Origin of the sequence: Ensifer sp. LBL, assembly GCF_050435225.1 — a bacterium.
Taxonomy (GTDB): domain Bacteria; phylum Pseudomonadota; class Alphaproteobacteria; order Rhizobiales; family Rhizobiaceae; genus Ensifer.
In genome coordinates, this window is record NZ_JBNDJY010000001.1 from 416115 (window position 1) to 437244 (window position 21130).

Consider the following 21130-nt stretch of genomic DNA (forward strand, 5'->3'; position numbering starts at 1 on the left):
CCGTGCGCATCAAGCATCTCGACGCAGACGACGTGGATATCTTCCGCCGCATCAGGCTGGAAGCGCTCAACCGCGACCCCGATGCCTTCGCCTCGACGGCGGCCGACTGGGAGCGGCTTTCAACGGAAGAATGGCGGACGCGGCTGACCGCCAACGCCGTATTCGTGGCCTTCGACGGCGATGAACCGGTCGGCATCATGGGGCTGATGCGCGAGCGCGCGAGCCGGCTGGCGCACCGGGGCACGATCATCATGGTCTATGTCTGCAGCGCGGCACGCGGATCCGGCGTGGCGCAGCAGCTTCTCCAGCAATTGACCGACCACGCACGCTCGGCCGGCATCCGGCTGCTCGAGCTCGTGGTGCGTGCCGACAATCCGGCGGCGATCCGCTTTTATGAACGCGCAGGTTTCTACAAGATCGGGCACGTTCCCGGCGGCATGCGCGACGGCGACCGGGAGGTCGACGAATTTCTGATGGCGCGCCACATCGACGGCCGCGCCGCACCCATTCAGCCATTGCAAGGAGCGCCCCGATGAAAGCCATGTATTACGACGCCTTCGAGAAGATGCCGGAAATCCGCACCCTTCCGGATCCGACACCGACGGAGAACGGTGTCGTCATCAAGGTCGAGGCAACAGGGCTTTGCCGGTCGGACTGGCACGGCTGGATGGGCCATGACGCCGATATCCGCCTGCCGCATGTGCCCGGCCACGAGCTGGCGGGCGTGGTGACCGCTGCCGGCCGCGGCGTCATGCGCTACAAGGTCGGCGACCGCGTCACCGTGCCCTTTGTTTCCGGCTGCGGCCGCTGCGGCGAATGCCGTTCCGGCAACCAGCAGGTCTGCGAGGCGCAGTTCCAGCCGGGCTTCACCCATTGGGGCTCGTTTGCCGAATATGTGGCGCTCGACTTTGCCGACCAGAACCTCGTGCACCTGCCTGAAAGCATGGATTTCGCCACGGCTGCGAGCCTCGGCTGCCGCTTCGCCACCTCCTTCCGCGCCGTCGCCGACCAGGCCAAGGTCAAGGGCGGCGAGTGGGTGGCGGTGCATGGCTGCGGTGGCGTCGGCCTCTCGGCGATCATGATCGCGGCCGCCCTCGGCGCCCAGCCGATCGCGATCGACATTGCCGAAGACAAGCTCGCCTTCGCCAGCAAACTCGGCGCGGTCGCAGTCATCAATGGTCGCGAGGTTGAGGACGTGGCAGCGGCAGTGAAGGATATCACTGGCGGCGGCGCCCATGTCTCGATCGACGCGCTCGGAAATCCGGTAACCTGCTTCAACTCGATCAAGAACTTGCGCCGGCGCGGCCGCCACGTCCAGGTCGGGCTGATGCTCGGGGACCAGGCGACGCCGCAGATCCCGATGGCGCAGGTGATCGGCCACGAGCTCGAAATCTACGGCAGCCACGGCATGCAGGCCTGGCGCTACGACGCCATGCTGGCGATGATCGCCGATGGCAGGCTGAAGCCGCAGCAACTGATCGGCCGGGAAATCTCTCTCGAGGAGGCGATCCCCGCCCTCGTCGCCATGGACCGCGCAACCGATCTCGGCATCAGCGTCATCACGCGTTTCTGATAGCACGCCGGAAACGTCGGCAGGCAATATGACACGCGCCCATTCCGACTCACCGTCCGCATGCGCTAGCCTTGCGCCCAATCGGGGGCAAGGCAGATGACCATTGCGAGACGGCGAAGACTGATCAAGCGGCAGCGCACCGGCACGGCGCTGGCCGTCGCCGCGACGATCTCGTTTCTCGCCGGCATGACCGACGCGATCGGGCTCTTGAGCATCGGCGACTTCGTTTCCTTCATGAGCGGCAACACGACCCGGGCGGCGATCGCACTCGGCGACGGGGATTTTGTCGGCGCCTTGCTGCTGGTCGGCGCGCTCGGGGCGTTCATCCTCGGCAACGCGCTCGGCGTGATCGCAGCCGCACGCCTCGGGGTCGTCGGCGTCCTCTCGATGGTCAGTCTGGTGCTGATGCTCTGCGCCGGCTTCGGGATCTCGATGCCACGCCCCTTCTATTTCTACGGCATCGTGCTTGCCATGGGCCTGGTCAACGCCGCCGTCGAACACATCGAGGGTCTGCCGATCGGGCTTACCTACGTGACCGGCGCCCTTTCCCGTTTCGGGCGCGGCCTTGGACGCTGGCTGCTCGGCAACACCAACCGCCAATGGCTCATGCAGATCGTGCCCTGGCTCGGCATGTTCTCAGGCGCCGTCGCCGGCGCCGTGCTGCAGCGACACTTCGGCCCGGCGTCGCTCTGGGCCTCCTTCGCGCTCAGCACCGGGCTCACGCTGGCCACCATTCTCGTGCCGTCGCGCTGGTCGAAGCGCTACACCCATCCGGGTTGATCCCGCTCCGGCCACAGCTTTTCGCCTCTCGCCAAGTTTTTGCCCTTAAGCCCGGACGGGTTTCAGGGCAAAATCCGCGCTGAAGAATCACGAGCGAGGTCCTGCCATGGCGCTTGCGGCAGCCGTTACTGCGGATGAACTTTACCATCCCATACTCAAGGCCAATCCGGCGCATCCGTCCGGCTGGCCGATCCGGGTCATCGTTAGCTCGCAGACCGAGGCGCGGCACAATCGCGCGCTCTGGGCGCCGACGCACCTGATCTCCATCCGCGCGCCCGGCAGCCGGCTTCTGTCGATGATCGAGCTGCCGCCGGAGCGTCACCTGGAGCTCTATTTCGGCGACACCACCGATCCGGACGAACCGGATGCGGCCCGCCCGGAGGCGATCGAAGCGACCTTCGCCTTCGTCGACCGCTTGCCGGAGGATGCGCATCTGCTCGTCCATTGCCTGCGCGGCATCGGCCGCGCCACCGCGCTTACCCTCGGCATTCTCGCCCGCTACATGCCGCCGGAAGACGCGGCTGCAGCCCTGCATGCGCTGCGGCCGGAGGCCAAGCCGAACCGGCATGTGGTCAACCTTTGCGACACGGCGCTCGGGCTCAAGGGCAAGCTCGCCAAGCAGGCGCTGCGCTTCCCGGCGAAAGTCTGGAAACCGGCCAAAGCCTGAGGCAGGAAATCTGCCTTCGAGCGGCCGACCGTTGTGCGATGCACAAATATTTGACATGATCCGCGTAAAGAACGGTGACAGCGTGCTGCCCGATCGGGCATGATGCTGTAAGCCTTTGTTTTCGGATGGGCTTTGACGCGGCATGTGTGCCCTGTCGGCCAGCGCCGAAGACAGCAGACGGGAGGAAACGATGTCCCACGCGGCCTATGTGTTTGACGCCTACGGCACGCTCTTCGACGTGCATGCGGCCGTCAGGCGCCACGCCGAGGAGATCGGTCCGGACGGGCAGGCTTTTTCCGAACTCTGGCGCGCCAAGCAGCTCGAATATTCCTGGGTGCGCTCGCTGATGGGCAGCTACCAGGATTTCTGGAAGCTGACCGAACAGGCGCTCGACTTTGCCTTCGCGCGCTTTCCCTCCGCCGACCCGAAGCTGCGCAAGCGATTGCTGGACGCTTACTGGACGCTCGACTGCTATCCGGAAGTGCCGGCAGTTCTGAAGGGCCTCAAGGAGCGCGGCGCACGGATCGCCATCCTCTCCAACGGTTCGCCGGCCATGCTCGCGTCAGCCGTGCGCAACGCCGCACTCGATATCGTCATCGACGACGTCTTTTCGGTCGATGCGGTCAAGGCGTTCAAGACGGCACCTGCCGTCTACGATCTCGTCACCACCAGCTACAGGCTCTACCCGCACGCCGTGTCGTTCCAGTCGTCGAACCGCTGGGACATTGCCGGGGCAACGAAGTTCGGCTTCCGCACCGTGTGGATCAATAGGGCGGACATGCCGGACGAATATCGCGATCACGGGCCTGCCTTGATCCTACGCTCTCTCGAAAGTCTGCAATTCGGTATCTGAAGGAGTTCCCGATGGCCTGGTCGCCCGCGCAGTATCTGAAGTTCGAAGACGAACGTACTCGACCAGCCAGAGACCTTCTCGCCCAAGTGCCGGACCTGCCGGAAGGCCTCGCCTTCGATCTCGGCTGCGGCCCGGGAAACTCCACTGAACTCATCCGCGACCGTTTTCCCTGGAGCACACTTTCCGGCCTCGACAGCGACGAGAACATGCTCGTTGCCGCCGCCAAGCGGTTGCCCGGAGTATCCTTCGAAAAGGCAGATCTTGCGACCTGGGTTCCTCCCACCGGCGCTTCGCTGTTTTACGGCAACGCCGTCTTCCAATGGCTTCCGAACCATCTCACGATCTTTGAAAGGCTAATGAAGGCGCTCGCCTCCTGCGGCACGCTCGCGGTGCAGATGCCCGACAACCTCGCAGAGCCGACCCACGTGCTGATGGAAGAGACCGCGCGCAGCCCGGCTTTCGCTGAGGCCTTTGCCGGCAAGACCATCCGCCGCAACCCGATGCCGCCGCCGGCAACCTATGTCGAATGCCTGGTTCCGTGGGCAGCGCGTATCGAGGTCTGGCACACGATCTACTATCATCGCCTCGCCAATGCCGAAGCGATCGTCGAATGGGTGAAAGGGACCGGCCTTAGACCCTATCTCGACGCCCTGCCCGAGGGCCGGCGGAGCGGCTTTCTCGCCGACTACACCGACAGGATACGCGCAGCCTATCCGGCGACGAGCGACGGCAAGGTGCTCCTGCGTTTTCCGCGGTTCTTCATCGTGGCGGTCAAGGCGAGCTGAGTTCGTTTGCCCGCCGGGCGCTTACATGCGCTCTGCCAGAAAATCGATAAAGGCGCGGAGACGGGCCGCGAGATGCTCGTGGCCGGCATAGACGGCATAGACCGTCTCGATCTCGCCCGACTGATAGTCCTCGAGCAGCGGCACCAGCGTTGCCGCCTCGAAATCCGGCTCGACATGGAAACGACCGATCCGGCCGATGCCAACTCCGGCAAGGCAAAGCTGGCGGACGATCGAGCCGCTCGAAACCTGCATGTTGCCGGAGACCGTTCGGTGCTCGATCTGAGACTGGCCCGGCATGCGAAACGCCCATTCGTCGACGCTGCGGCGGAAATTGAAACGAATGCAATTGTGGCCGTCGAGATCGTCAGGGGTTTTCGGGATCCCGTGCTTTTCCAGGTAGGCGGGCGAAGCGATCACCACCGGCCGGGTTTCCATCAGCTTGCGCGCCTTCAGGGATGAATCACGCAGCGGTCCGGTGCGGATCGCCACGTCCGTGCGTTCGCCGACCACATCGATCATGCTATCGGTCAGCGTCAGGTCGAGCTGGACTTCCGGGTATCGCGCCAGGAACTCCGGCGCGAGCGGCATGATGTAGCGCTCGCCGAAACCGACGGCGGCGTTCACCCGCAAGAGCCCGCGCGGCGCCATGCGTCCGCCGGCGGCAACGACATGCTCAGTCTCGGCAATGTCTCCGAGGATCCGTTGCGCCCGCTGGAAATAGACTTCGCCCTCCGGTGTGAGTTGCAAGGTGCGGGTCGAGCGCACGAGAAGACGCGTGCCGAGCCGATCCTCGATGCGGGTCACCAGCTTGCTGACCGCCGACGGCGACAGTTTCAGACGCCGCGCCGCAGCAGAGAAGCTGCGGGTCTCCGACACGGCGACAAAAACCTCCATCTCACCCGCCCGGTTGTCCATGCTCGTCCTTTGAACTGAATTCACAAACGTTTGTCTGATTATGCGTATTATCGCAAGGAGTGCAAAGGCTCATATTCCCCCCGACTTCAACAACACCCACACGCCCGGTGCTCCCAGCCGGGTGGGAAAGGTCTCGTCGTGCCTATTGCCATACTAGCGCTGACGATCGCGGCCTATGCGATCGGAACCACGGAATTCGTGATCGTCGGCCTGCTGCCGACGGTTGCCACCGACCTCAATGTTACCCTGCCGCTCGCCGGCCTGATCGTCAGCGTCTACGCGCTCGGCGTCACCTTCGGCGCACCTGTTCTAACTGCGCTCACCGGCCGGATCGAGCGCAAGCCGCTGCTGATCGGCCTGATGGCGTTGTTCATCGTCGGCAATGCCGCCGCAGCATTGTCGCCGAGCTATGAACCGCTGCTCGTCGCCCGCGTCATTTCCGCCTTTGCCCATGGCGTATTCTTCTCGGTCGGTTCGACCATTGCCGCCGACCTCGTACCGGAAGACCGCCGCGCTTCGGCCATCGCCATGATGTTCATGGGCCTCACGGTCGCGATCGTCACCGGCGTGCCGCTCGGCACCTGGATCGGTCAGACCTTCGGCTGGCGCGCCACCTTCTGGGCCGTCACCGGTCTCGGCGTCGTCGCCCTTGTCGCGATCGCCGCCCTGTTGCCGAACACGCTGTCCAAGGCCCCGCCGGCAAAGCTCATCGACCAGGTCCGCGTGCTCGGCTCCGGCCGCCTGCTGATCGTCTTTGCCATGACCGCGCTCGGTTACGGCGGCACCTTCGTCGCCTTCACCTTCCTCGCGCCGATCCTGCAGGACATCACCGGCTTTTCGGAAAGCGCCGTCAGCCTGATCCTGGTGCTCTACGGGATCGCGATCGCCATCGGCAACATTGCCGGCGGCAAGATCGCCAACCGCGACCCGGTCAAGGCGCTGATCGGACTCTTCCTGGCGCAGACGGCCGTGCTCGTGCTCTTCACCTTCACCGCCCCCTCGCCGGTGCTGACGCTGGTCACCCTTGCCGCACTCGGCTTCCTGTCCTTCGCCAATGTGCCGGGCTTGCAGCTCTATGTGGTGCAGCTTGCCAAGCAACACCGTCCCGGCGCCGTCGATGTCGCCTCGGCGCTCAACATCGCGGCCTTCAACCTCGGCATCGCCGTCGGCGCCTGGCTCGGTGGCGTCATCGTCGCCTCGCCGCTCGGGCTCGGCATGACGCCCGTCATCGGTGCCTTGCTCGTCGCCGCCGCCCTGCTGCTGACGCTGCTCAGCGGTGCCCTTGATCGTCGCACCGGGGCGGCCTACCAAACGGCTTGAACCGCCGTTCCCGAGGACCACCTATAGCCTCATTCCTTTTTCGCCCGGCCAAACGGCCGGGCGTGCATCAAGCATAACATGCCAAGTACAAGGAGTTACCCACCATGCATTCCGTCAATTCCAACGGCGCCAACATTCCGGCGCTCGGCTTCGGCACTTTCCGCATGCCCGGCGCCGACGTGCTGCGCGTTCTGCCGGAAGCCTTGAAGCTCGGCTTCCACCACGTGGACACCGCACAGATCTACGGCAACGAGGCCGAAGTCGGCGAAGCGATCCAGAATTCCGGTGTCTCCCGTGCCGATATCTTCCTCACCACCAAGGTCTGGGTCGACAAGTATGCCCATCGCGACTTCCTCGTTTCGGTCGACGAAAGCCTGAAGAAGCTGCGGACCGACCATGTCGATCTGCTGCTCCTGCACTGGCCGGGCGGCAGTGACGTGCCGATGGCCGAGCGTATCGACGCCCTCAACGAAGTGCACAAGGCCGGCAAGGTCCGCCACATCGGCGTCAGCAACTTCAACACGGCGCAGATGGAAGAGGCCGTGAAGCTCAGCGACGCGCCTGTTGCCACCAACCAGGTCGAATACCACCCCTATCTCGACCAGACCAAGGTGCTTCAGACCGCCCGCAAGCACGGCATGTCGATCACCGCATACTACGCGATGGCGAACGGCAAGGTGCCGAACGATCCGCTCCTGAAGGAGATCGGCGCCCGCCACGGCAAGACGGCAGCACAAGTCGCGCTGCGCTGGCTGGTGCAGCAGAAGGACGTGATCACGCTTTCGAAGACCGCGACGATCGATCGCCTGAAGGAAAACTTCGCGATCTTCGACTTCGCGCTCGGCGACGGCGAAATGGCCGAGATCCACGCGCTTGCGCGTGCGGACGGCCGCATCGTCAACCCGGAAGGCCTCGCACCGGTCTGGGACAAGGCCGCCTGATCTTAGGTTGGGCGGGATGCGGGTGGAAACCGCATCCACTTTTCCGCATCCCGCCTCTTATTGGAGCGGGATGCGGGCGGAAAACCGCGCACACTTTTCCTCATCCCGCTCGGTCATTTCGCCGCCGGCCAATTCCCTGCCGGCGGCGGATACGATATGGACATCGCCTTGAAGACACCGATCAGAGGGAGGGGGCGATGTCGTTGCATGAGGCGCAGGCGAGCGATTTTGCTCCCGACTGGCCGGCGATCATCGCCGTCGTTCTCGGTGTCACCGCCTTCTCGGTGGCGCAGGGGCTCACCTATCCGCTGATCTCGCTTTCGCTTGAGAGCCGCGGCGTCTCGGCCGGCATGATCGGCCTTAACGCCATGGGCTTTGCCGCCGGTCTCGGCGTTGCGACCCTCATTCTCGGCCGGCTGACCCGGCTCGCCTCCGCCGACAAGCTGATCATCGCCAGCCTGATTGGCTGCTCCATCTGTCTCGCGACGCTGGCCTCGACGTCGGAACTCGTCATCTGGTTTGTCGCCCGCTTTGCGCTCGGCTTTTTCGTCAGCATGGTCTTCATGCTCGGTGAAGCGTGGCTGAACACCGCCTGCCCGGACCGGCTGCGCGGCCGCGTCTCCGGCCTCTATGGTGCCGGCATGTGCGGCGGCTTTGCCGCGGGTCCGCTGGCGATCCCCCTGCTCGGCACCAGCGGCGGTCTCGGCTTTGCCCTCCTGGCGATCTACATCGCGCTGGTCGCGTTCCTCACCGGGCTTCTGACCATGGGCGCCCGCACCCGGCCGGAACCCACCTCGACGCGTGACCTCTTTGCCTTTTTCAAGAAGGCGCCAATCCTGATCCTCATGGTGCTGATGTTCGGTTTTGCCGATATCGCGGCGATCTCGGCCATGCCTGTCTATTTCGTCAAGACGGGCCACAGCCAGGCCTTTGCCGCGCTCAGCGTCACGGCCCTGGCGATACCGACGGCAGTCGCGCAGCCTTTCATCGGTGTGTTGCTCGACCGGCTGCCGCGCCGCCGGGTGGCGATCTCGGCTGCCGCGGTCGCTGCCACCGGCTATCTTCTCGTGCCGTTCCTCTCGTCCGACGTGGCGCTGCTTTTGACCTTCGCCTTCATCGGCGCGGCGAGCTTCGCGCTCTATACGGCAGCACTCACCATGCTTGGGGAAGAGTATCGCGGCAGCATGCTGGTTGCCGGCAGCGCCGCCTTTTCGCTTGCCTATGCCGCCGGCAGTGCCGCTGGCTCCGGCGCGACCGGCGCGCTGATGAACTTCATCAATCCGGTCGCCGGCCCGCTCGGCGTGGGCCTCGTGCTCGTAGTCTTCACGCTTGCCTTCGCGTTCAACGGCCGACGCTAGCCTCAGCACAGATCCGGGCGAGAGCCTCGCTGAAGACGCGGGCGGCCGGTCCAAGCGGCTCGTCGATCCGGTGAATGAGATAGGCCTCGGCCCCCACCTGGCTGTTGCGGCCAAGGGCTGCCGTCGGCATGCGCACGAGCCGGCCTTCGGCAAGGTCGCGCTCCACCTGCCAGAACGGCAGCCGACCCCAGCCGAGGCCCGAATGGATCATCGCATGTTTCGTGTCCTGGTTGCTGACGCGGCAGGTTTGCGGCGAGAGCACGCCGAAGTCGCGCCCGACCGTACGCTGCGACGGATCCGACAGGACGATCTGCAGATGGTCCGCAAGCTCGGCAGTGTCGAGCACATCTCCCCCTGCGCGCAGGCCCAAGGGATGATTTGCAGCAACGACCGCGACGAGTTCGACCGTCGCAAGCGCCCGGCGGGCGATCGCCGGATCGCGGAAATCCTCGCCAACGGTGATCCCGAGCGTGAAGCGGCGATCGACCAGCCCATCGAGCGGCCCGCCGAGCGGCAGGACCGCAAGCCGGATCGACACATCCGGATAGGCGCACCGCATCTCCTTCAGCGCCAGGCCGACGGTCTCGATCGGAAACAGCGTGTCCACGACCAGCGATAGCTCAAGCTCGATGCCTTCGCCGAGCCCGCGTGCCCGGGCGCGCATCGCGTCCACTCTGAGCAGGATGTCGCGGGCGTTGGCGAGCAGCGCCTGCCCTTCCGCCGTCAGGACCGGCCGATGGCCGGAACGGTCGAACAGGGCGACACCGAGTTCGGCCTCCATGTTGGCGATGGCGTGACTGACGGCCGACTGCACCCGTGAGAGCCTGGCGGCACCGGCGCGGAAGCTTCCGCTTTCGGCGACGGTCACGAAGGTCCGCATCTGATCGAGAGTGAGCGCATCCAGCATGATCGATTCCATAGATCATCTTGATGAAAATTATAACACTCCAAGAGATCAAGAAAAGCACCCATCTTTTCCTTGAACAGAGATGCTCTCCAGAAAGGACAGCGGATGACCAAGGTGCTCGTACTTTACTATTCCTCCTACGGCCATATCGAAACCATGGCGAAGGCGGTGGCCGAGGGCGCCCGCGCCGCCGGCGCCGACGTCGCGTTGAAGCGTGTGCCGGAGATCGTTCCCGAGGCGGTCGCAATCAAGGCAGGCTACAAGCGCGACCAGGAGGCGCCTGTCGCCACGGTCGCGGAACTTCCCGACTACGATGCGATCATCATCGGCACGCCGACTCGGTTCGGCAGCATGGCGGCGCAGATGAAGAATTTTCTCGACCAGGCGGGCGGCATCTGGGCGCAGGACGCGCTGGTGGGGCGCGTCGGCGGGGTCTTCACCTCGAGCGGCAGCCAGCATGGCGGCCAGGAAGCGACGATCCTTGCCACCCATACGGTTCTCTTGCATCTGGGCATGGTGATCGTCGGCCTGCCCTATACATTCAAGGACCAGATGCGCATGGACGAAATCACCGGCGGCTCTCCCTATGGCGCCACCACACTGGCCGACAACGGTCGTGGCGGCGACCGCCAACCGAGCGCCAACGAACTGAACGGCGCGCGCTTCCAGGGTCGCCACATCGCGCAGCTCACGGCCGCCCTCGTGGCTGGCCGTGCGCGCGTGCCGGAGCCCGCGTGATGACCGCCACGGCAATCCTCATCCGGGACAGAACCGACTGGACCGGCGTGACAACCGTGGTTGCGGCCGGTGTGGTCGCCGCCATGCAAGTGGGCAAGGGCTTGATTGCGGGGCCACTGCTGCAGTCCGATCTGGGGCTTGACCTCTCCGCCCTCGGCTGGATCACCTCCGTCTTCGCCATCGTCGGCGTCGTCGGGGGCATGGCCGCCGGCGCATTCGTCACGGCGGCGGGCGACCGTCGTCTGCTTGGCATCGGCATGGCGCTGCTGGCGCTCGGTTCCTTTGCCGGCGCCGCGAGCCCCGCGTTCACGCTACTTCTGGTGTCGCGCATCGTCGAAGGCTTCGGCTTTCTGCTGGTCGTCGTCGCCGGCCCGGCCATCCTCATGCGGCTGGTGACGCAGGAGCGCCGTGATGTCGTCTTTGCGCTCTGGAGCTGTTTCATGCCCGCGGGCATGGCGATCGCCATGCTGACAGGGCCTGCCTTTGCCGACTGGCAGGCGATCTGGTGGAGCAACGGCTTGCTCACGCTTGCGAGCCTCGTCTCCATCTTCCTCGCCGTTTCGCCGTCCCGGCAAGCATCGCGTGTCTCCACCCGCTTCAGGGACGATGCCGCGGAAACGCTGACAAGCCGAGGCCCCGTGCTGCTCTTCGTGCTTTTTTCGCTCTACAGCCTGATGAGCTTCACGCTTTCCAGCTTTCTCCCGATCCTGCTGATCGAGCGCCTGCAGGTCTCGCTTGGAACCGTTGGCCTCCTGAGCGCCGTCATCACGCTGGTGAACGTCTTCGGCAATCTGGCCGCCGGCCATCTGCTGTCCCGCGGCTTTGCCCGCGGCAGGCTGGTCGCGAGTGCCGCACTCTTAACCGGCGTGTCCGGCCTTTGGATTTTCCTGAGCCCTTCAGGCGGACATCTGATCCTGGCGCTCTGCATCCTGTTTTCCGCGATCGGCGGGCTCATCCCAGCGACGCTGATCTCTTCGGTGCCGCTCCTGTCGCCGCGTCCGGCGCTTGCGCCGATGACAATGGGCCTGCTGATGCAGGGCAGTAACTTCGGGCAGCTCGTCGGCCCTGTTGCAGTCGGAACCGCAATCGAACACTACGGATGGGCTTCAGGGGCGGTCTTCATCGGCGCCGGCGCGGTTCTTTGCATCGCGCTGGCGCCCACACTCGAACGGACGCTACGGGAAAGCAGATCCGAACGTTGACACCAGCCGCAGCCAACAAAAAACCCACCGGCAAATGCCGGTGGGTTTCGTTTTTGCAGTCGAGACGCCCGTATCAGACGAACTGGCTGAGACCCGGAACCGAAGCGACGACTTCGTCGACCACGTCGGCGCCAGCCTTCTCCTTGGCGAATGCGATGGTCTCCTTGGCAAGCCCGGTGATTTCACCCATGCCGAGGCCTTGGCTCATCAGCTGCTGGCCGAGCGCCATGACGCCGCCGCCACCGATCGCCGACATCAGACCGCCGAGCAGGCCGCCGCCGCCGGTGCCTTCGCCGTTGTACTGCGCGATCAGCTCGGACGCGCCCGGGATCGCTTCGATCATCTGGGCAACCGGACCGTCGGCGGCTTCGCGCTGCAGGAAGCCAAGAATCATGCCGACAGCCTTTTCGGCCGTTGCCGGCTCGATGCCGACATTTTCAGCAACGCGCGTGACCAGTTCATTCATGGAGAAACTCCCTCATTTTGGATTTTTGACGTTGACGTCAAGGTAAATGATCGCTCGCCAAATAACAAGCCGTGAGCCGTGACTATCGACCCGTCGATATCGCCGCTTTCGGGTCGCGGATGGGCACAGCCTTGTTGCCGGGCGCAACCGCACCACCTATAACAGAAATCCAGGCACATTTCGATGACGGCGCGCCACCGCGACACTGCGAACCGCCCGCTTTCATTGATGAAACGGAGATGAAGCCCACATGTTGGAAGAAGGCAAGCTCTTTATCGGCACCAGCCGCAAGCCTGATGATTCGATCAACAAGGGCGAGTATCTGGAGCTCAAGTTCGGCAACCGCCACGGCCTGGTAACCGGCGCCACCGGCACCGGCAAGACGATCACCCTGCAGGTGCTCGCCGAAGGCTTTTCCAACGCCGGCGTCCCGGTCTTCTGCGCCGACGTCAAGGGCGACCTCTCCGGCATCGGCGCGATCGGCGAAGCCAAGGATTTCATCTTGAAGCGTGCGGAACAGATCGGTCTGCCGACGAACCCGTACGAGTTTCAGGAATTCCCGGTAATCTTCTGGGATCTCTACGGTGAAAAGGGCCATCGTGTCCGCACCACCATGTCGGAGATGGGCCCGCTGCTCCTGTCGCGGCTGATGAACGCCACCGATGCGCAGGAAGGCGTGCTCAACATCGCCTTCAAGATTGCCGACGAGGGCGGACTGCCGCTGCTCGACCTCAAGGATCTGCAGGCGCTGCTCAACTACATGGGCGACAATGCGAGCGCACTCTCCAACCAGTTCGGTTTCATATCCAAGTCCTCGGTCGGCTCGATCCAGCGCGAGCTGCTGATTCTCGAACAGCAGGGTGCCGAACATTTCTTCGGCGAGCCGGCACTGAAGATCTCCGACATCATGCGCACCACCAATGACGGTCGCGGCGCGATCTCGGTGCTTGCCGCCGACAAGCTGATGATGAACCCGCGGCTCTACGCCACCTTCCTGCTCTGGCTGCTGTCGGAACTGTTCGAGGAACTGCCGGAAGTGGGCGACCCGGACAAGCCGAAGCTCGTCTTCTTCTTCGACGAGGCGCACCTGCTCTTCAACGACGCGCCGAAGGCGCTGATCGAGCGCGTCGAACAGGTCGTGCGCCTGATCCGCTCCAAAGGCGTCGGCGTCTATTTCGTCACCCAGAATCCGCTCGACGTGCCGGACACGGTTCTCGGCCAGCTTGGCAACCGCGTCCAGCATGCGTTGCGCGCCTATACGCCGCGCGACCAGAAGGCGGTGAAGACCGCCGCCGACACCTTCCGCCCGAACCCGGATTTCGACTGCGCCACCGTGATCACCAATCTCGGCACCGGTGAAGCTCTGGTCTCCACGCTCGAAGGCAAGGGCGCACCCTCGATGGTCGAGCGCACGCTGGTGCGCCCGCCGCAGTCCCGCGTCGGCCCACTGACCGAGGCCGAGCGAAAGAAGGTCATGGACGTCAGCCCGGTCCGCGGTCTTTACGACGAGGATTTCGACCGCGAATCGGCCTACGAGATCCTGGCAGCACGCGCCAAGAAGGCATCCGACGCGCAGGCCGAAGCCCAGGCTCAGGCCGGCCAGCAGACGAGCGAGGCCAGCACCGGCGGCAGCCGCTGGACACTCCCCGGTTTTGGCGACGACGATCAGGCGGCACCGGCCGGCAAGCAAGCGCGTCCGCGCAGCTCCGGCTACCAGCGCGAGACGGTCGTCGAAGCGGCAATGAAATCGGTCGCCCGCACGGTCGCGACCCAGGTTGGCCGCGCCCTGGTGCGCGGTATCCTCGGCAGCCTCAGCCGGCGCTAACCGAGGCCGACCACGCGGCCCATGCATTCCCACGCGCCCTGCCCCCATCAGGGCGCGTCGTCGCACCGAATTTCTGAAGAAAGCTTAAGTCCAACGCCGAGTGCCGGAACGGCGCGGCGAAATTGCCCGACGGCCTGCCGTGCCGCCATCAATGCCGCGTCTTGGGGATAGTGACTGCACTTAAACGGCGCCCGCTCACCGCGACGGCGGCGCGCTGGGTGGCCGCGTATTCGTCCGTCAGCCCCAGCAGAGCCAGAGCGATCTCGTCCCAATGCCACCCTGCCCGCTCGGCGAGATCCGTCAGCAGTTCGAACTCCTCGCGCAACGCGGTTGCGCATTCGAGCTCGCGCTGGGCGAGTGTGCAGGTTCTGGTTTTCGGCCTGGCGATCATCCTATTTTACCTCCTGCTCATCAACGCCCAGCCGGACCATAGGTTCCAGCAACGCCTGGCCGGAGCCTCGGTTCGAGCACCGCCCAACGCCGTGCAAGGGGAACCAATCGGTCGCCGGGCCGTTGGCTAGGGACAGGAGGTACTGTCATGAAGAAAATCATCCTAGCCAGTTTTGTAGCGAGCCTTGCCTTTTCCGGCGTCGCCCTGGCTCAGACCACGACGGTCGTCGTTCCCGGCGAGGTCAAAACCTACGTCCTTCAGCAAACCAGCCCGTCGGTGACCTATGACGGCACCGTCGTGGTGGGCGAGCCCCTGCCCGACACGGTCGAGGTCTACCCGATCCCGCAGCAGCCAACCTACGGCTATGTCGTCGTCAACCAGCAAAGGGTGCTGGTCGATCCGCAAAGCAGGCGGGTCATCGAGGTTCTGCAGTAGACCGGCACGAAGCATGCCGGAAATAGAAGAAGCCCGACGGAGACCGCCGGGCTTCTTTCAATAGGGTATCTGAGGAAACTCAGGCGACGGTGAGCTTCACGTCGATGTTGCCCTTGGTCGCATGGCTGTAAGGGCAAACGATATGCGCCTTCTGTACGAGATCTTCGAGCACGGCCTTGTCGACGCCCGGCGAAGAGATTTCGAGTGCTGCGTCGATGCCGAAGCCGGTGCCATCTTCGCGCGGACCGATGCCGACGGTTCCCGTCACCGTGGTGTCTTCCGGAAGTTTTACCTTCTCCTTGCCGGCCACGAATTTCAGCGCGCCAAGGAAGCAGGCCGAGTAGCCGGCTGCAAAGAGCTGCTCGGGATTGGTGCCGCGGGCGCCGTCACCGCCCAGTTCCTTCGGAACGGTGAGCGTGACGTCGAGCACGCCGTCGGCGCTCTTGGCCTGGCCGGCGCGGCCACCGGTTGCAGATGCTGTGGTGCGGTAAAGAATGGGCATTGGCGGGGTCTCCTTTGCGTTTCCTGAGTGAATGCGTTTTAGATAGCGCAAAATTCAATTGTACGCAAATTAATTTTGCAAATTGCATTTCGGGCGTCTTTTTGCGACAATGGCGCATGGCGAACAAGGCGGCACATAGCGACACCATTCCCGAGGAAGCACTCGCGCTCGGCAAGCAGCTGTGTTTTGCGGTCTATTCTGCGGCGCACGCATTCAACCGCGCCTACAAGCCGCTGCTCGATCGTTTCGGCCTCACCTATCCCCAATATCTCGTGCTCCTGGCGCTCTGGCAACAGGACGAGATGACCGTCAAGCGGATCGGCGAGGAGATCGGTCTGGATTCAGGAACGTTGTCGCCGCTTCTCAAGCGCCTGGAGGCAGCCGGTTATGTCGGTCGCCAGCGTGACCCGAGCGACGAACGTCAGGTGATCGTGCGGCTGACGGCTAAGGGCCAGGACCTGAAGAACGAGGCCTTCGGCATCCTTGTGGGCATCAGCAAGGCCTCGGGATGCAGCCTGAAGCAAGCGGAAGACATTCGCGAGACGCTGCATCAGCTGACGCGACAGCTCAACGCCGGCCCGGGCGAAGAGTGACCGGCCTGCCTTCCGCTCGACCCAGCAGAAAAAAGAGGGGCGGATATCCGCCCCTGCCCGTCATCAGATGACGAGGATCGGCGCCTTGCCGCGGACGCGATCGTAAAGATCCATCACATCCTGGTTGAGCATGCGCACGCAGCCGGACGAGACCGCCTTGCCGATGGACTTCCATTCCGGCGTGCCGTGGACGCGGTAGAGCGTGTCCTGGCCATTCTGGAAGATGTAGAGCGCCCGCGAACCGAGCGGATTGTTGAGGCCCGGGGCCATGCCGCCGTTCTTGGCCGAATAGGGTTTTAGTTGCGGCTGACGCGCGACCATGCTGTCGGGCGGGGTCCAGCGCGGCCATTTCTGTTTCCACTGGATGACGCCGCGGCCGGACCAGGCGAACCCCTCGCGACCGAGGCCGACGCCGTAACGCAGCGCCCGGCCGCCCGGCTGGATCAGGTAGAGGTAACGGTCGCCGGTATCGACGACGATCGTGCCCGGCTGCTCGCCGAAGGGATCGCTGACCTCCTGGCGGTAGAAGCGCGCGTCGATCTGGCGATAGGGAATTTCCGGCACCTGGTAGCCGCTGTCGCTCACAGAAGCATAGATGTCCGAGACATAGAGGCCCTGCGGCGGCAGACCGGTCGGAACCGGCCCTGGGCCATCCTGCCTTTCATAGATGCCTTCGGCGCGCGGATCGGTAAAACGTCCCTCGACCGCTGGATTGCGGAACACCGGCGCCGTCTCATAGCGAAAGACATCCGTGTTCATCGACGAAGTGCAGCTTGCAAGACCGGCGGAGGCAAGCGCCACACCGGACGTGCGAAGAAACTGGCGACGGGAGAAAAGGACTGAAGAGGACATCGAACTCTGGGGGCTTGAGTGCGGCATGAGGAGTGCTGCATGAATTTGCTTAACGAAATGCTACGCACAGCCCCCACGGATTGGGGCGATGCTTGCATTTACGGCTGGAACGAGGCTTGCGTCGCGCGGGCGGCAGGGCTCAAACGCTGTGGATACTGAACCGGGGCTGAAGCATGAGCGCCTCGAAATCTGGAGCCGAGAGCGGCCGGCTGAAGAAGTAGCCCTGGATCTCGTCGCAACCGCTCTGGCGCAAGAATTCCACCTGAGCCTGGTTTTCCACACCCTCGGCAATGACACGCAGGCCGAGGTTCCGGGCGAGCGAAATGATCGCGGCGGTGATGGCATTGTCGTCGAGATCCGTCGGGATGTCGGCGACGAAGGACCGGTCGATCTTCAGGCGGCGCACCGGAAAGCGCTTCAGCGCGCTGAGGCTCGAATAGCCGGTACCGAAATCATCGATCGCCAGATGCACTCCGATCGCCTGCAGCTCGTGCATGGTGGCGATCGCGCCCGGCACGTCCTGCATGATCAGGCTCTCGGTCAGTTCCAGTTCGAGGCAGAATGGGTCAAGTCCGGTCTCTGCGAGAATTGCAGCCACGTGGGCGGCCCAGTTGCGCTCGCGGAACTGGCGCGCCGAAACGTTGACGCTGATGATCAGCGGCGGCAGGCCGGCATCCTGCCAGGCCCTGGCCTGGCGGCAGGCGGCGCGCAGCACCCAGTCACCGATCGGAACGATCAGCCCGGTTTCCTCGGCGAGCGGAATGAACGCCGCCGGCGAGACCGTGCCACGCTCGGGGTGACGCCAGCGCAGCAAGGCTTCGGCGGCGAACACGCGGCCATTCGCCAGATTCATCTGCGGCTGGAACTGCAGGAAGAACTCGTCGCGCGCAAGCGCCTTGCGCAGTTCTTCCTGCTGCTTGAGCTTCTCATGGGCCTTGGCGGCCATCTCTTCGGTAAAGACCTGCAGGTTGTTGCGGCCGAGCTCCTTGGCCCGGTACATCGCCATGTCGGCATTGGCGAGCAGTTCGCCGACCGTCTTGCCCTGATTGGGAAAACAGGCGACCCCCATGCTGCAGGTGACCTGCAGGCTGCGGCCCTCGATCTGCATCGGCGCTGCGATCGCCCGCCGGATATCCTCGAGCCGTGCCAACACGATATCGCGTTCGCAGGGAAGCCCGTTCAAAAGCAGGATGAACTCATCGCCGCCGACCCGCACGACCATGTCGGACTTGCGCACAGAAGCCCGCATGCGCGAGGCCGTGACCTTCAGGAGTTCGTCGCCGGCGGCGTGGCCGAGCGTGTCGTTGACCAGCTTGAAATTGTCGAGATCGAGGAAGGCCAGCACGGCCCACTGGCCGCTGCCGCGCAAGGCTTCCAGCGCCTCGGCGACCTGCTCCTCGAACAGCGCACGGTTCGGCAGGCCGGTCAGCGCGTCGTGGTGCGCCATGAAGCTGATGCGATCTTCCGCCTGCTTGCGTTCGATCGCGATGCCGGCGAGATGCGCCGCCATTGCGATCAGTTCCTTCTGTCCGTCGTCGGGCACGCCGACCGATTCGGAATACAGCGCAAAAGTGCCGAGCACCTTGCGTTCGCGCGAATGGATCGGGGTCGACCAGCAGGCGCGGAAACCGTACGGAACCACCAGTTCGCGATAATCGTCCCAGAGCGGATCGATCATAATGTCCGAGACGATCACCTGCTCGCCGCGCCAGGCGGCCGTGCCGCAGGAGCCCATGCGCGGGCCGATCTCGACGCCGTGAATGGTCGCGCAATAGGCCTCGTCGAGGCTTGGCGCTGCGCCATGGAAGAGATAGCGGCCATCGGCCGACAGCAGCAGCACCGAGCCCTTGATGCCCGGCATCAAGGCTTCGATCAAGAGGATCATGTCGCGAAAGAAGGCGTCGAGCGGCCGGCCATTGGCAATCATTTCCAGCAGGCGCGCCTGTCCTTCCAGCAGCCGCTCGGCCGCCTTGCGGTCGGAGATGTCACGCGAGACGCCGACGATGCCGACGATCTTGCCGCTCTTGTTGCGCAGCGGCACCTTGGAGGTCATCAGCCAGCGATCGCGGCCCTTGCTGACGATGGCCCGTTCCTCGATGCCGAAGATCGGCTCGCCGGTTTCGATGACTCGACGCTCGATGTCGGCGATCGCCTTGGCCATCTGCGGCGGATGGAGGTCGAAATCGGTCTTGCCGACGATATCCTTCAAGGCTTCGAGCCCGTTGTCGGCAACCGTCACCTGGTTGGCGATCAGGAACCGCCCCTCTACATCCTTGGCGTAGATGTAGTCGGGCACATGGTTGATCATCGTCTCCAACCAGTAGTGGCGGTCGGCGATGTCGGGTTCACTCGGAAAGATGCGCGCGACCTCCTCGGCCAGCCGATTGCTGGCATCGATCAGGCGGCGCGTTTCCTCGTTGCCACCAGCATTGAGAGCGGCATATCGCGGATTGCGGGACGTGTTCTTCGCCAAGCAAGGCCTCCCGACGCTCTTCGTCGCGTCGCTGGTCGATCTTTCCCCACTTCACGTTAGACGAGCAAGAGTTAGCCCTTCCTAAATAACTGTAGAAAAATCGTGTAGAGGTTGCAACGACCAAGTTGCAGCGGGCGATAGAAGGGGCGGACGACGCCACCCCTTGCTGTTCGTTCAGGACAGCCGCCGGCGCACCGTCGCAACGCGCATCAGCAATTGATCGGCGATCACCATGACGACGATCGCAATGCCGGTCAACGGAAACGCCAACCCGAAGGCAATCGCCATGAGCCACAATCCCACATAGACGCTGCGCTGCGGCGGCATCGGGGGCACGCCGATGCGTCCCGCCGGGCGGCGCTTCCACCACATGACGACGGCGGAAAGAGAAACCAGCACGATGGAAATGCAGGCGGCCAGCATCAGCAGCTGGTTGAAACGTCCCCACTCCTGCCCCTTGTGCACGTTGATGCTCCACTCGATCGCCTTGCCGAGCGCCGGGTAATCGCCAAAGGAGATGTCGACGAGCGGCTTGCCGGAATATTGATCGATATGGATCGTGCGCTCCCGGGCAAGGTCGGCGGGAAAGATCGCTGCCGTATAGACGCCGGTCTCGTCGAGCGGGATCGCCAGTTCGTAGCCGGGCAGCATGCCGGCAGCATCCGCGATGGCGACGGCGCTATCGATCCCGACCGGCTCACCCGCATCGCCGCTGGAGGCTGGAACCGGCGCGTTCTCCATCAGCCAATTGGCCTTGGGCAGCACGTCGGTCGACACCTTGCTGGAGGTCGGAACCTCATCCCACAGCGCTGCCGGATAACCGAGCCCCATCGCCGTCAGCTTGCCGTTGACCGTCGCCCCCCAATAGCCCGACCATAAAAGCCCCGAGAAGGCGAGAAAGACGATCAGCAGGCCGGCGCCGATACCGGTCACGGCATGGAGATCGCGCCAGAAGACGCGACGCGCCGGCGTGCCGCGCACGGTCAGAACACCGCCGGTCTGCTGGCGCGGCCACCAGAGATAGATGCCGGTGAAGACCAACAGGATGGCAAAGCCCGCGACGATCTCGATGATCGTTTCGACCGACTTGCCGAAATAGTCGAGGCTGTGCAGGTCCTCGACCACCTGGTTGAATTCCTCCGATGGCGCGACCCGGTCGAGAATGGCGCCGGTATAGGGATCGACGAAGACCAGCATGCGGGCCTTGCCGATGCCGACTGTGACCCGTGCGGAACGATCCGCACCCGCCGGTGTGCGATAGGAGACGGGCGCGCTGCCGGGCACGGACTCGACGGCGGTGGCGACGATTGCGGAGGGTGACATCCGCTCCGTGCCCGTGGGCACGACGTTGCGATAGGCAAAAACGGTATCGTCGATCTCGTCGTTGAAGAGATAAAGCCCACCGGTCAGCGCCAGACTGATCATGAAGGGGATGACGAGCAGGCCGGCAAAGAAGTGCCAGCGCCAGATGGCGCGGTAGAGCGAGATGCCGCGCTCTGTTGCCGCGGGGCTTTCCACGGCGCTGGTGAAGGATGCGGTTGTCATGGTTTTCTC

22 protein-coding genes are annotated in these 21130 nt (G+C 64.2%); 14 read left to right on the forward strand and 8 right to left on the reverse strand.

Annotation, left to right across the window (positions count from 1 at the left end; genetic code table 11):
• Nucleotides 1–2 precede the first annotated feature (2 nt).
• The 6 genes from OKW20_RS02050 (at nucleotide 3) to tam (ending at nucleotide 4658) form a co-directional block, all read left to right on the forward strand.
• Nucleotides 3–536: an N-acetyltransferase family protein gene (locus tag OKW20_RS02050; protein WP_429169866.1), complete on the forward strand. Its 534-nt coding sequence runs from the start codon at nucleotides 3–5 to the stop codon at nucleotides 534–536.
• Complete coding sequence (locus tag OKW20_RS02055) at nucleotides 533–1573, forward strand: zinc-dependent alcohol dehydrogenase family protein (RefSeq protein WP_429169867.1); 1041 nt, start codon at nucleotides 533–535, stop codon at nucleotides 1571–1573. Before OKW20_RS02050 ends, OKW20_RS02055 begins: the two co-directional genes overlap by 4 nt.
• Before the next feature lie 96 nt (nucleotides 1574–1669).
• Nucleotides 1670–2353 carry a YoaK family protein gene (locus OKW20_RS02060; protein WP_429169868.1) on the forward strand — a complete coding sequence of 228 codons (684 nt, stop codon included), beginning with the start codon at nucleotides 1670–1672 and terminating at the stop codon, nucleotides 2351–2353.
• Between the two features lie 106 nt (nucleotides 2354–2459).
• Nucleotides 2460–3020 carry a phosphatase gene (locus tag OKW20_RS02065; protein ID WP_429169869.1) on the forward strand — a complete coding sequence of 187 codons (561 nt, stop codon included), beginning with the start codon at nucleotides 2460–2462 and terminating at the stop codon, nucleotides 3018–3020.
• Nucleotides 3021–3210: 190 nt separating this feature from the next.
• The gene (locus OKW20_RS02070) at nucleotides 3211–3873 is read left to right on the forward strand and encodes a haloacid dehalogenase type II (protein ID WP_429169870.1); all 663 of its coding nucleotides are present in this window, start codon (nucleotides 3211–3213) and stop codon (nucleotides 3871–3873) included.
• Nucleotides 3874–3884: 11 nt separating this feature from the next.
• Nucleotides 3885–4658, forward strand: a complete 774-nt coding sequence (gene tam, locus OKW20_RS02075) for a trans-aconitate 2-methyltransferase (RefSeq protein WP_429169871.1) — start codon at nucleotides 3885–3887, stop codon at nucleotides 4656–4658.
• A 21-nt stretch (nucleotides 4659–4679) separates the two neighbouring features.
• Here the strand turns inward: tam and OKW20_RS02080 are convergent, their stop codons facing one another.
• Nucleotides 4680–5573: a LysR family transcriptional regulator gene (locus OKW20_RS02080; protein ID WP_429169872.1), complete on the reverse strand. Its 894-nt coding sequence runs from the start codon at nucleotides 5571–5573 to the stop codon at nucleotides 4680–4682.
• A gap of 138 nt (nucleotides 5574–5711) precedes the next feature.
• Here OKW20_RS02080 and OKW20_RS02085 point away from each other — a divergent pair, with 138 nt between their 5' ends.
• The 3 genes from OKW20_RS02085 to OKW20_RS02095 all read left to right on the forward strand — a co-directional run bounded on the left by OKW20_RS02085 (nucleotide 5712) and on the right by OKW20_RS02095 (nucleotide 9192).
• Nucleotides 5712–6893: an MFS transporter gene (locus OKW20_RS02085; RefSeq protein WP_429169873.1), complete on the forward strand. Its 1182-nt coding sequence runs from the start codon at nucleotides 5712–5714 to the stop codon at nucleotides 6891–6893.
• Between the two features lie 104 nt (nucleotides 6894–6997).
• A complete protein-coding gene (locus tag OKW20_RS02090; RefSeq protein ID WP_429169874.1) occupies nucleotides 6998–7834 on the forward strand; it encodes an aldo/keto reductase in 837 nt (278 codons plus the stop codon).
• Nucleotides 7835–8031: 197 nt separating this feature from the next.
• Complete coding sequence (locus OKW20_RS02095; protein WP_429169875.1) at nucleotides 8032–9192, forward strand: MFS transporter; 1161 nt, start codon at nucleotides 8032–8034, stop codon at nucleotides 9190–9192.
• Here the strand turns inward: OKW20_RS02095 and OKW20_RS02100 are convergent.
• Nucleotides 9176–10099, reverse strand: coding sequence for a LysR family transcriptional regulator (locus OKW20_RS02100; RefSeq protein WP_429169876.1), 924 nt, complete (start codon nucleotides 10097–10099; stop codon nucleotides 9176–9178). The two genes, OKW20_RS02095 and OKW20_RS02100, sit on opposite strands and share 17 nt — an antisense overlap.
• 105 nt (nucleotides 10100–10204) lie before the next feature.
• Here OKW20_RS02100 and wrbA point away from each other — a divergent pair, with 105 nt between their 5' ends.
• Both wrbA and OKW20_RS02110 read left to right on the forward strand, forming a co-directional pair.
• Nucleotides 10205–10837, forward strand: coding sequence for an NAD(P)H:quinone oxidoreductase (gene wrbA / locus OKW20_RS02105; RefSeq protein ID WP_043610952.1), 633 nt, complete (start codon nucleotides 10205–10207; stop codon nucleotides 10835–10837).
• A complete protein-coding gene (locus OKW20_RS02110) occupies nucleotides 10837–12039 on the forward strand; it encodes a CynX/NimT family MFS transporter (RefSeq protein WP_429169879.1) in 1203 nt (400 codons plus the stop codon). The genes wrbA and OKW20_RS02110 overlap by 1 nt, the downstream gene beginning before the upstream one ends.
• 73 nt (nucleotides 12040–12112) lie before the next feature.
• Here the strand turns inward: OKW20_RS02110 and OKW20_RS02115 are convergent, their stop codons facing one another.
• Nucleotides 12113–12505: a hypothetical protein gene (locus OKW20_RS02115; protein ID WP_034789243.1), complete on the reverse strand. Its 393-nt coding sequence runs from the start codon at nucleotides 12503–12505 to the stop codon at nucleotides 12113–12115.
• Nucleotides 12506–12755: 250 nt separating this feature from the next.
• On the opposite strand from OKW20_RS02115, the gene OKW20_RS02120 reads away from it, so the two are divergent.
• Entirely contained in the window at nucleotides 12756–14330 is a 1575-nt protein-coding gene (locus OKW20_RS02120; RefSeq protein WP_429112835.1) for a helicase HerA-like C-terminal domain-containing protein, read from the forward strand.
• Between the two features lie 148 nt (nucleotides 14331–14478).
• Here the strand turns inward: OKW20_RS02120 and OKW20_RS02125 are convergent, their stop codons facing one another.
• On the reverse strand, nucleotides 14479–14721 hold the full coding sequence (locus OKW20_RS02125; RefSeq protein ID WP_429169882.1) for a hypothetical protein: 243 nt from the start codon (nucleotides 14719–14721) through the stop codon (nucleotides 14479–14481).
• Between the two features lie 147 nt (nucleotides 14722–14868).
• Here OKW20_RS02125 and OKW20_RS02130 point away from each other — a divergent pair, with 147 nt between their 5' ends.
• Nucleotides 14869–15156, forward strand: coding sequence for a DUF1236 domain-containing protein (locus OKW20_RS02130; RefSeq protein WP_192447517.1), 288 nt, complete (start codon nucleotides 14869–14871; stop codon nucleotides 15154–15156).
• Between the two features lie 79 nt (nucleotides 15157–15235).
• Here the strand turns inward: OKW20_RS02130 and OKW20_RS02135 are convergent, their stop codons facing one another.
• Nucleotides 15236–15658 (reverse strand): organic hydroperoxide resistance protein, encoded by a 423-nt coding sequence (locus OKW20_RS02135; RefSeq protein WP_043610962.1) that lies wholly within the window; start codon nucleotides 15656–15658, stop codon nucleotides 15236–15238.
• Nucleotides 15659–15774: 116 nt separating this feature from the next.
• Here OKW20_RS02135 and OKW20_RS02140 point away from each other — a divergent pair, with 116 nt between their 5' ends.
• Complete coding sequence (locus OKW20_RS02140) at nucleotides 15775–16251, forward strand: MarR family winged helix-turn-helix transcriptional regulator (RefSeq protein WP_429169885.1); 477 nt, start codon at nucleotides 15775–15777, stop codon at nucleotides 16249–16251.
• Nucleotides 16252–16314: 63 nt separating this feature from the next.
• Here OKW20_RS02140 and OKW20_RS02145 read toward each other — a convergent pair whose 3' ends face one another.
• The 3 genes from OKW20_RS02145 to OKW20_RS02155 all read right to left on the reverse strand — a co-directional run bounded on the left by OKW20_RS02145 (nucleotide 16315) and on the right by OKW20_RS02155 (nucleotide 21121).
• Nucleotides 16315–17103: a L,D-transpeptidase family protein gene (locus OKW20_RS02145; protein ID WP_429169887.1), complete on the reverse strand. Its 789-nt coding sequence runs from the start codon at nucleotides 17101–17103 to the stop codon at nucleotides 16315–16317.
• Nucleotides 17104–17242: 139 nt separating this feature from the next.
• Entirely contained in the window at nucleotides 17243–19576 is a 2334-nt protein-coding gene (locus OKW20_RS02150; RefSeq protein WP_402323129.1) for a putative bifunctional diguanylate cyclase/phosphodiesterase, read from the reverse strand.
• Nucleotides 19577–19750: 174 nt separating this feature from the next.
• On the reverse strand, nucleotides 19751–21121 hold the full coding sequence (locus OKW20_RS02155) for a PepSY-associated TM helix domain-containing protein (protein WP_429169890.1): 1371 nt from the start codon (nucleotides 21119–21121) through the stop codon (nucleotides 19751–19753).
• Nucleotides 21122–21130 lie beyond the last annotated feature (9 nt).